This is a genomic window from Novosphingobium umbonatum, assembly GCF_004005905.1.
In the GTDB taxonomy this organism is placed as follows: Bacteria; Pseudomonadota; Alphaproteobacteria; order Sphingomonadales; family Sphingomonadaceae; genus Novosphingobium; species Novosphingobium umbonatum.
The window spans coordinates 42620-52512 of sequence record NZ_SACO01000018.1 but is presented as its reverse complement, the minus strand read 5'-3'; the positions used below and the strand labels follow the sequence as shown (position 1 = coordinate 52512).

The following is a 9893-nucleotide window of genomic DNA, read 5'->3' as shown; positions in this document are numbered from 1 at the left end:
ACACTGAGTAGGTCCATGTCGATCACTCCGATGCCTCCCGACTGTCAGCCGGAGGCGAGGAAAGCATGGGTCAATTCTCAGTGAAAATTTACGCCCCTCCCGGGTCAATTCTCAGCGCAACTCAACAGGTCACTGGCTCTGAATGTCTGGTATGAGGAGGGATTCAATCTCAAGCATCATACGAAATCTCGACACTACATTGCATATCATCAGCGCAATAGTTCGCTAACCAAAGAGGGCTTCTTGGCTATCATGGCGAGTAGCACCTGAGCAGGACCAGTCGGGCGACGGCGACCATGCTCCCAGTTCAACAAAGTTCCTTTTGCCACGCCGATACTGCGCGCAAACGCGCCCTGCGACAGGCCGGTACTAGCACGGATCGCCGCGACATCGACGACTGGCACTTCCACCTGGTGAATTACCGCGCTGCTTTCGTGACCTTCTGTGAAGGCCAACGCCTCCGTTAGGCCCTGCTTGATGCTTTCAAAAGCATTCATGATCGATCTCCATAATATGCGATCAAAACTTTGCCGAGGCTAATCAACTCAGCCTGTTCGGCTTTGCTTAGGTTGTCTTTCTCATTCTTGGCAAACACGGTGACCAGAAAGATGGGCATCGTCACGCCACCAAATACATGGATCGTCCGGTAACCACCGCTCTTACCACCGCCCTGGCGTGCGATACGAACCTTTCGCAATCCGCCGCCCAGCGAAACGCCAGCTTCTGGGTTGGCGGCAATGTAATTCACCAACGCTATACGCTCGTCATCGGACATAATCGTTTTTGCACGCCGCTGAAACTCGGGCAGCTCCACAACGGTTTGCAATCTAGCCATAGGTCCAAGTTATATGTCATTGGCGCATAGGTCAATGGCGCACGCGCATCTCAGGACATGAGGGCGATGTGTGTTTGAGAACGAATGTCCGAGCGCATTGAATAAGTGTTTTCCGGCATGCAGCCCGAGCTGAGGTGTCTGATTGTACATTGAATTGCCCTACAGCGGCCAATCTTTAGGGTGGGCTGGGTAACATCAAGTTCGCAAAAGAACGCCCGCGTTCAAGGCGGATCAGTGTCGGAAGTATGACTATTGTTATGACGAAATTAGAGATATGCGATTTAGCATATTAAAATCAGTGATTTTTGCAGTCCTCCCGCTCCGCCAGATCCCTAATCCAGGGCGATTTATTTCGAACCGATTTGAACAGCTAAGCCCGCAGATTTCTGCGGGTTTTTGCTGTGTCACCAACTTTTTTCAGTCCGCGCTGGCGTTGTCAGAGCAAAATTGCGGCCGGGGCAGGGGGCCTGTAAATCGGTTGGATGCAGCCAACCCCCAACCCGTTCCGCTATTTCAACTCGTCACCTGAGGTGATCCGCCTTGTGGTCATGATGTATGTTCGTTTCCCTCTTTCGCTGCGCAATGTTGAAGATCTGCTTTTCGAGCGTGGCATCGATATCTGCCACGAAACGGTGCGGTTCTGGTGGAACCGTTTCGGGCCGATGTTTGCCTCCGAAATCCGGCGGCAGCGCGTGTCACGGATGCGCGGGTTCCGGCACTGGCGGTGGCACGTTGACGAGGTCTTCGTGAAGATCAACGGCGAGCGGCACTACCTGTGGCGTGCGGTCGATCACGAGGGCGAGGTGCTCGAAAGCTACGTTACTAAGAAACGTGACAAAACTGCGGCTTTGGCCTTCCTGAAGAAGGCATTGAAGCGCCACGGCAGGGCGGAGAAGATCGTCACCGACGGGATGCGGTCTTACCCTGCCGCGATGCGCCAGATCGGCAATTTGGATCGCCGCGAAGTGAGCCGTTGGCTCAACAACAGGGCTGAAAATTCACACCTTCCGTTCCGACGACGCGAGCGCGCCATGCAGCGTTTCCGGCGGATGAAGTCGCTGCAAAAGTTCGCGTCAGTGCACGCTTCCTTCCGCAATCACTTCAACCTGGAACGCCATCTCGTCGACCGTCATGCATTCAAGCTGCGCCGCTCAGCTGCACTGGCCGAGTGGCAGTCGCTCGTGAGATAAGGTTACGCGATTTTTGGGGCATCTGCGCCAAACGGAGACTTGTAGCGATTAGACTGGCAGCACCCCCCCCCATTGTGTCTGGACATCCGTCGGCCGCTGGATCAGACTGCGGCGCTATGGATCAAGCCGATAACCAATCCGTTATTCCGATGAGGTATTTCCTGCGGATCCCTAATTTTGGGGATTTGTTGAATCCCCTAATTGTGAAAGCATTATCCGGCCGAGAATCCTGCTGGGTAGGGCGGGACGATATCCCTCACCTTATGGCGATTGGTAGCCTGATGGCGGGGGCATCGGTGAATTCCCATGTGTGGGGCACTGGCGTAATGCATCCGGACATTGGACTTGGTTCGGCACACGCTCGGAATATTCACGCCTTGCGCGGACCGCATTCCTTGATGGCTCTGCGCAAAAGCGGGACAACGCTAGGCGATGTGCCTTTGGGCGATCCTGCTATTTTGGCGCCGCGACTTTTGGGCATGAGTGCGTCGAGCGATCCTCGCCATGCTGTCGGGGTGGTGGCGCACTACGTGGATCGGCAAAAGCCGGCCATTCGGTGCATACTGGCGCAGGATGGAGTGGCGGATCTCAACGTTCATGACGATCCGTTATCTCTAATTCGCACAATGGCTGAGTGCAAGGTGGTGGTTAGTTCCTCGTTGCATGGATTGATACTGGCTGAGGCATTGGGCTTGCCAAGTCTGTGGATCAAAGCCGGGCAAGACATAATCGGAGATGATTTCAAGTTTAGTGACTGGTTCGCAACAACGAGCAATCCGCAAATTGTACCTTACAATTTGTCTGAACGCGAGCGGATCGAGGCACTTATACCAATGGCGGAGCTGCGCGATCATACGATTGATATGGACGCATTGGCTGCGGCTTTCCCGATAGTGGGGGAGTGGGAGGGGCAATCTCTGGTCCCACGTAAGTCAGTCGCGGCGTGTCGGACCGCGGCCGTGCCAGTGTTCCTGATTAGCTTCAATCGTGGCCCCATGTTGCGCAAAATCATCGCTGGGTTGCAGGCTTTGAGTGTGCCGGTGAGCATTATTGTACATGATAATGGTAGTTTTGATGATAAAACTCTAGAAATTCTTCGTGATCTGGAGGAGGGCGGTGTTGTAGTTTATCGATATGGTCTGATCCAGAATGCCGATGAGCTTGATCGCGTGAATGACAGTGTTGCTCGTTATTTCGAAAATTGGAATGAACCCTGTCCTTATGTCGTGAGTGATTGCGATGTGGATATCGCTGTTGCCGAGGCAGATGTGCTGCAGGTTTATGCCGGTTTGCTCAATCGCTTCCGTAAGGCGGAATGCGTCGGGCCGATGTTGCGTATACGCGATATCCCAAAAACATATCCGCTGCGCAATCGTGCCCTTAATCGGCATATAGAGCAATTCTGGAAGAACGAGCCAATTTTGGATGAGCAGGACGGGAGATCTTTCGCTTATCAGGAGGCTCCAATTGATACGACTTTTGCCATGCATCGGGCTGGTGAATCGTTTCGACGTATGAAGTCTGGTGTAAGAATTTATGAGCCGTTTGAAGCTCTCCATCTCGATTGGTATCCGCAGATCGTCGAAGGGGATGAAGACGAAGTCTATAGCGCAACTTCGCATCCTGACATATCACATTGGAAAAATCAGAACGAAAATGAGAAATATGCAGGATGCAATTTGGAATTTCATCATTATCGCTATGTCGTTTTGGATGGCAATAGGAAATTACGGGTAAAGACGGGGTGGTTGGATGATGTTTGACAGTGATTACTTAGGAGCTGTCGCTGGCTGTTCATGACGGTTGAGGCGCGGCGCGGCATTAGCCGATGTCATTGGTTCGTCGCCGTCAGGCACGGCATTCGTTATCATCTTAGGATGTCAAAATAATCTTCATTATGGTGGCGTTAACGACTAGGTTGCCGTTGGAAGGTGCCTATACGCAGCCCAGCGATCAACCTGCCTACGATCCTGGCGCTATTGTGGGCAGGCGAGCGCAATATAAGCCTAGTGACAGGTCCGGTGGTTTGAACCAGAAGGTGAAAGTGATGGTCGGGGTGGATTTGGAAGAGAAGCAATCGCGCAAAAGGCAGGCCGTGCTTGTACTGGGTATGCATCGGTCTGGAACCAGCGCATTGACGCGTGTTCTCAGCTTGCTCGGCTGTGCTTTGCCTAAAACGTTGATGCCCGAGAATCCCACTAATCCGGCCGGGCATTGGGAATCTTGGCCTGTCGCAGAGTTTAATGATGAGGTTTTGTCAGCGGCTGGTTCCGATTGGCAGGATTGGTTGCCGGTCAATGAACACTTCCATCGTTCGCTGGCCTATCCGGATTTCGTGAAACGGGGCGGCGAGGTTTTGGCTCAGGAGTTTGGCGAGGCGCCTTTGTTTGCGCTGAAAGATCCACGGATCTGCCGCCTGACGCAGTTCTGGCTCGATATTCTGGAGCAGCAGGGGATTGAGCCTGCGATCGTGGTGCCACTGCGGAATCCCTTGGAAGTGGCTGATTCGCTGTGCCGTCGTGATGGAACCGAAAGCTCGATCGGCCTCATGATGTGGCTCCGCCACGTGCTGGATGTCGAAAAGGCAACGCGAGGTCGCGCGCGTGTTTTCGTTTCCTATGCGCAGCTGTTGCAGAATTGGGGGCTGGTGGTCGATAAAATCGCGCGGAGTCTTGATGTGGTTTGGCCGCGCCAGTCACAGACGAGCGCTGCAGAAATCTCGGCATTCCTGACAAGGGATTTGCGTCATAATCACCATGCCGATGCCGAGGTGCTCCACAATCCTCTGATTGCGGGTTGGGTCTCGCGCCTATTCCAGATACTCATGCGATGGGCAGAAGGCGCAGAGTCCAAGGCTGACTATGCAGCTATTGATAGCGTTCGGGATGCCTTCGACGAGGCAGGGCCGCTATTTTCAACTCCGCTGGCGAATTTGTCCAAAGCGCGGCGTGATCTTGACGAGCAATTGCGTAACGCCTTGAACCGCGGTGATGAGTTGCAAAGGCATATCGACGATGTGCAGCGCCAATTGGCAGAGCAGCACAATGTGGTTGCAGCGCTGGTGCAGGAGCGTGATGCTCTGGCTGTGCAGCGCGATCATGCGGCGCAAGAGCGTGACGGGCTGGAGCACCGTGCTCATGAATTGAGCCAGGGTGTAGCGGCCATCCAAGATCAAGCGCAGGGCCTTCAAAGTGCTTTGGATCACGCTCTGCATGAATGTCGGACTGCCGAGCAACGTGTGGCCGAACTCAGCGGCCAGATCGCTTCGACGCAGGAACATGCCCAGACGCTTCAAAACAGCCTGGATCATGCATTGGACGCGCGTCAGGATGCCGAGCACCGCGCAGCGGACTTGAATGATCAGTTGGCTTCGACGCAGGAACATGCCCAGGCGCTTCAAAACAGCCTGGATCAGGCATTGGACGCGCGTCAGGACGCCGAGCGGCGTGCGGCGGACTTGAATGACCAGTTGGCTTTGGCACAGGAACATGCCCAGACTTTGCAAGGCGCGTTGGATGCCTCGCTGGAAGAGCGGGGGCATCTGCTTCATCGCTTGGGCGAGTTGGAGAGTGCCTTGTTGCAAAGGCAGGAAGAGGCTCGGCAAGTCTGGTCGGAATTGGAGCAAACGCGCGATCAGCGTGATTCCGCCATTGCTCAGGGTGAGAATGCAGTGGAGGCCCTTCGTCAATCGATGTTGGCGGAAATCGATGGGCTTCAACAAGAAGTGGGTAGGGCCGAACGTCACGCGGCGGCGGAAATTGCGCAGCTTCAAAACATGCTGGATAATGCGCAAGCCGCTATGGCTGCTATGGAACACGCCCATCGGGCGGCGCTGGCTGAAGAGGTTGGCAAAAGTGCAGTGGAGCAATTGCGCTTGAGCCAGATTTTGGCCCAAGTAGAGCAGCAGCGAGCTGATCGCGAGCAGGAGATTGCGACCGATAACGGGCGTATCTATGAAATGCTTCGGCAGGTTGAGGCCGAGGCACGCAGTTTGCGTGAAGAGCTAAATGCCCAGCAGGCATCGCCAAAGGTCGCTGCGGAACATGCGCAGGCTCTGGCCGATCTGCGCGCTCAACATGAAGTGATGATCGCTCAGAAGCAGCAGGCGGATCGTGAACTGGCGGATCGATTTACCGAAATCGCGGCATTGACGAACATGTTGCGTGAGCAAGAGCAGCGTCTGGCGCAACTGGCAGAGCAAAAGGCCCAGATCGAGGGTTTGGCCCATGACCGCGATCAGTGGTTGCAACAACGTGATCGTGAAGTGGCAGACTTGCACGCGCGCGCTCAGTCGCTGGATGCCGCGCTGGGGCAAAAGGCTCAGGAACTGGCATCGTTGGCGCAGGGCAAGCATCAGGCCGAGCAGCAATTGTCCGAACGTTTCGGCGAAATTGCCACTTTGACCAGTTTGATGCGAACGCAAGAGCGCAAGGCGCAGCAAGCTGAGCAGGACCGCGAGTGGCTGCAACTGGTGCATCGCGCCATGGATCGCAAGCCTTGGTGGTGGCCCTACATGCCCAAGGAATGGCAGCGGGCAAGGATCGCGGCGCGGCTTGCACGGCGCGGCCTGTTCGATGCCGACGCCTATATCGCGCGTTATCCCGATGTTGCCCAGTCCGGCATGGATCCGCTGCGGCACTATATGTTGCATGGCATTGGCGAAGGCCGGTCACGCGGTTGAGAGCGCGGTTTGGCAATTCTTGTAAGTTTTTAGGGGTGTTTGATGTCTCATTCCATTTCGCCTGAACAGATTGCGGCGCTCAAGGCTTCGGGGCAATTCGACGAAGCATGGTATTGCGAACGCTATCCCGACGTGCGCGCATCGGGCATGGATCCGGCGGAGCATTATCTTTGGGTCGGCCAGAAGTTGGGGCGTAAAGCTAATCGTAATTCAGAACCTTCATCGCAGTCTCTATCGAAATTAGATTGCCTCGGCCGTGAGGGAGATGGCCAGAATTATATTTCGGACAGGGTTGATGAGGTACTTACGGATGATTTCCGACTAAAAGTTGGTATTTCTGGTCTGTTTGATGAAGGGTTTTATGTGGCGGAGTACGGTAATGACCTTCTTGTCAGCAATGATCTTTTGGCTGATATGATGCATTCTTACTATGTTGGTAATTTAAGAGACCCAAATCAGTTGTTTTCTGTGGAGCATTATCAGGTGGTGCATAAGGATGTGGTTAATATCCATCCGTTTGCTCACTACATTTTGTACGGACAGAGTGAGGGGCGTGCCGCTTTTTCTCCCAAAAAAGTTAACAAGTTCCTTGAGGCAAATTCTAATCGAAAAATTTCTTCTGTCAGCGACATTGTTGGGCATTACCAAAAAATAACCGTTTTTTATTGGCAAGATGGAAATTTTTTTCTCTCTGACGTTGCAAAATACGTGAGGCGATATTTAGAGGATAGGGGGCATACTGTTGTAATTGGAGGTGAAGAGCCTGACCGCGATCCCGAGGTTTTAAATTTGATTGTTGCCCCTCACGAATTTTGTGCTTGTGGTCCCGGGCAGCGTTGGAGCGATAAAGATCTTGAGCGGTCTGCATATGTTGCAACGGAGCAATGGCATACGAATTGGTTTGCACTCAGTCTCCCTTATTTAAAGAAAACTAAAGTCGGGGTACTTGACTTGAACCCATCTTCGGCTTCGGGCTTGATGGCCATTGGTATCAATGCTGCCTTCCTGCCTTTATTGCCATTGCCTGACTCTTGCTTCGATATCCCCAATGCTCCACTTGGTCAGCAGGTTAGAAAGTTAAAATTTGTTGAAAATTTTAATTATTCTGATCAGATATCGGATCGGCCATATGATTTGGTTTTTGTTGCAGTTTTAAATGATCGGAGGGCGGAGATTCTTTCAAAAATCGCTCCCATTCTCTCTAAGTATAAAGTTTTTTTGCATTGTCCTAAGTTTACGCGGCCTGTAAAAAAGGGCGATCCGGATGTTCTTGATTTTCAGGATTTCGTACAAATCGCTCGGAACAGCAAATTATTATTGAATATTCACCAAGGGGAGAGCCACTATCTTGAGTGGCAAAGAATGTTTCTGGTTGGGATGATGCAAGGTTGCGTCACATTGAGTGAGCCGAATACGCCCAATCCGTATATGGTGCCTGGGGTTAATTTTGTTGAAGCTGAGACTGAAAGGTTGGGGGAGACAATTGATTTTCTTTTAGGGACGGAGAGCGGTCTCAGGATTATGCGTGAAATCGCAAAGAATAATGCGGGTGTCAAAGCGGCGATTTTGCGAGGGGAGGCTATCTGAGATGATTGTGCAGGATTTCAACGTTGTAGTAGATACTGGTGGTGATTGGGCGCCGGTGTCGGTTTGCATCCCATTGTTTAATTACCAGAACTATATTGTCGAAACCTTGAATAGTATCTTGTCGCAGAGTGAACCTTCGATAAGCTTGGTTGTCGTGGATGATGGTAGTAGGGATGAGTCAGTTGCTGTTGTTGAGCGGTGGCTTGCTCAATTTTCTTCTCGATTTTCTAGGGCGGTCCTGGCGGCGAATGTGGAAAACGCCGGACTTGCAGTTACTAGAAATACATCAGCCTCTATTGCGGGGTCTAAGTTTCTATTTTTTCTTGATGCGGATAACATTGTTTATCCAAGCTGCTTGAAAAGGCATCGCGAGGTGCTTGAACAATCGCCCGGTGCTCAGGGAGCTTACTCGCTGATTGAGGTGTTCGACGCGCAAACGGGGGTGATGGGCGGAGAAGCCTTTCATGCGGGCCGCTTTCAATATGGTAATCACATTGATGCCATGGCAATGCTTAGGCGTGAATTTTTGTTAAGCATTGGGGGGTACTTGCACATTCAATATGGGTGGGAGGACTATGATCTTTGGTTGAGAATGTGTGAATCTGGTGAGTATATTATCCAAATTCCTGAAATTCTTTCGCGCTATAGGGTTCATAAGCAGTCTATGTTAAGGTCTTTGACGAATGTTAATGACAATCATGTGAAGCTGAGGCGGGATATGATTAATAGGCACCCGTGGCTTACTCTGGATTGATCCTACATATTGAGGTTTATATGATTAATTTTGACAATTTTGATTCTGCGTTAAAGAAATATGGCCATGATGGTCCTTTCGATCATTGTGTAATTGATGGATTCTTCGAACAAGATTTTGCAAAATTGCTTGAATCGGAGATGCCGGACTACGATCACGATGATTGGTATGTTTACAGGAACTCAATAGAAAATAAAAAAACCCAAAACAGCTGGGAGAAATTTCCTTCCGCTACCTACCGGGCCTTCGCTGAACTGCAATCTGCTGCTGTAACGGATCGGTTGGCGCGCCTAATCGGTGCCCCGATTTACGTTGATCATGGCTTGCACGGTGGAGGCTGGCATATTCATGGGGTGGGTGGCAACCTTAACCCTCATTTCGACTACTCGATTCATCCGAAGTTAAAGCTTGAACGAGTTTTGAACATTATTGTTTATATCTCTTCGGCTCTTGATCCTAAACATGGGGGGGCTCTAGGTTTATGGTCTCATGATGAGGAAAAGAATCTGCCAAAAGACCTTGTTCGTGAAGTGGATCCAGTTTTTAATCGTGCCGTGCTGTTTAATACAACTCAAAACAGTTGGCACGGGATGAGCTCCCCTTTGACTGTTGAAGAGGGTATTTACCGTAAAAGTTTGGCGATCTATTATCTACGGGATCCAGCGCCTTCGGCCGATGCGCGTGGGCGCGCTCTGTTTGCACCGCGCGTAGAGCAGCGTGAGGATTCTGAGGTTTTGGAGACTATTCGCTTAAGAGCGAATGTCTCCACCTCCGGTCAAGCCTATCGACGCTAATGTTCCGGATCTCTACGGTCGTTGGTATGGAATGTCGGGTGTTAGATGTTTG

8 protein-coding genes are annotated in these 9893 nt (G+C 51.8%); 6 read left to right on the top strand and 2 right to left on the bottom strand.

Going from position 1 to position 9893, the window contains the following annotated elements; translation table 11 throughout:
• Positions 1-209 precede the first annotated feature (209 nt).
• Positions 210-497 (bottom strand): helix-turn-helix domain-containing protein, encoded by a 288-nt coding sequence (locus EOE18_RS16805; protein ID WP_127711670.1) that lies wholly within the window; start codon positions 495-497, stop codon positions 210-212.
• Positions 494-835 (bottom strand): type II toxin-antitoxin system RelE/ParE family toxin, encoded by a 342-nt coding sequence (locus tag EOE18_RS16800; RefSeq protein WP_127711668.1) that lies wholly within the window; start codon positions 833-835, stop codon positions 494-496. Before EOE18_RS16800 ends, EOE18_RS16805 begins: the two co-directional genes overlap by 4 nt.
• Before the next feature lie 482 nt (positions 836-1317).
• Here EOE18_RS16800 and EOE18_RS16795 point away from each other — a divergent pair, with 482 nt between their 5' ends.
• The 6 genes from EOE18_RS16795 (at position 1318) to EOE18_RS16770 (ending at position 9841) form a co-directional block, all read left to right on the top strand.
• Positions 1318-2025: an IS6 family transposase gene (locus EOE18_RS16795; RefSeq protein ID WP_127711666.1), complete on the top strand. Its 708-nt coding sequence runs from the start codon at positions 1318-1320 to the stop codon at positions 2023-2025.
• Between the two features lie 116 nt (positions 2026-2141).
• Positions 2142-3788, top strand: a complete 1647-nt coding sequence (locus EOE18_RS16790; RefSeq protein ID WP_127711664.1) for a polysaccharide pyruvyl transferase family protein — start codon at positions 2142-2144, stop codon at positions 3786-3788.
• Positions 3789-4051: 263 nt separating this feature from the next.
• The gene (locus EOE18_RS16785; RefSeq protein WP_127711662.1) at positions 4052-6706 is read left to right on the top strand and encodes a hypothetical protein; all 2655 of its coding nucleotides are present in this window, start codon (positions 4052-4054) and stop codon (positions 6704-6706) included.
• Between the two features lie 42 nt (positions 6707-6748).
• Complete coding sequence (locus EOE18_RS16780; RefSeq protein ID WP_127711660.1) at positions 6749-8293, top strand: hypothetical protein; 1545 nt, start codon at positions 6749-6751, stop codon at positions 8291-8293.
• A 1-nt stretch (position 8294) separates the two neighbouring features.
• A complete protein-coding gene (locus tag EOE18_RS16775; RefSeq protein ID WP_127711658.1) occupies positions 8295-9047 on the top strand; it encodes a glycosyltransferase family 2 protein in 753 nt (250 codons plus the stop codon).
• A gap of 20 nt (positions 9048-9067) precedes the next feature.
• Complete coding sequence (locus EOE18_RS16770; protein WP_127711656.1) at positions 9068-9841, top strand: 2OG-Fe(II) oxygenase; 774 nt, start codon at positions 9068-9070, stop codon at positions 9839-9841.
• Positions 9842-9893 lie beyond the last annotated feature (52 nt).

Excerpts from the sequence above, each read along its gene's own strand:
- EOE18_RS16770 (WP_127711656.1), top strand. The coding sequence starts at position 9,068 with ATGATTAATTTTGACAATTTTGATTCTGCGTTAAAGAAATATGGCCAT.
- EOE18_RS16795 (WP_127711666.1), top strand. The coding sequence starts at position 1,318 with ATGCAGCCAACCCCCAACCCGTTCCGCTATTTCAACTCGTCACCTGAG.
- EOE18_RS16805 (WP_127711670.1), bottom strand. The coding sequence starts at position 497 with ATGAATGCTTTTGAAAGCATCAAGCAGGGCCTAACGGAGGCGTTGGCC.
- EOE18_RS16790 (WP_127711664.1), top strand. The coding sequence starts at position 2,142 with ATGGATCAAGCCGATAACCAATCCGTTATTCCGATGAGGTATTTCCTG.
- EOE18_RS16800 (WP_127711668.1), bottom strand. The coding sequence starts at position 835 with ATGGCTAGATTGCAAACCGTTGTGGAGCTGCCCGAGTTTCAGCGGCGT.
- EOE18_RS16780 (WP_127711660.1), top strand. The coding sequence starts at position 6,749 with ATGTCTCATTCCATTTCGCCTGAACAGATTGCGGCGCTCAAGGCTTCG.
- EOE18_RS16775 (WP_127711658.1), top strand. The coding sequence starts at position 8,295 with ATGATTGTGCAGGATTTCAACGTTGTAGTAGATACTGGTGGTGATTGG.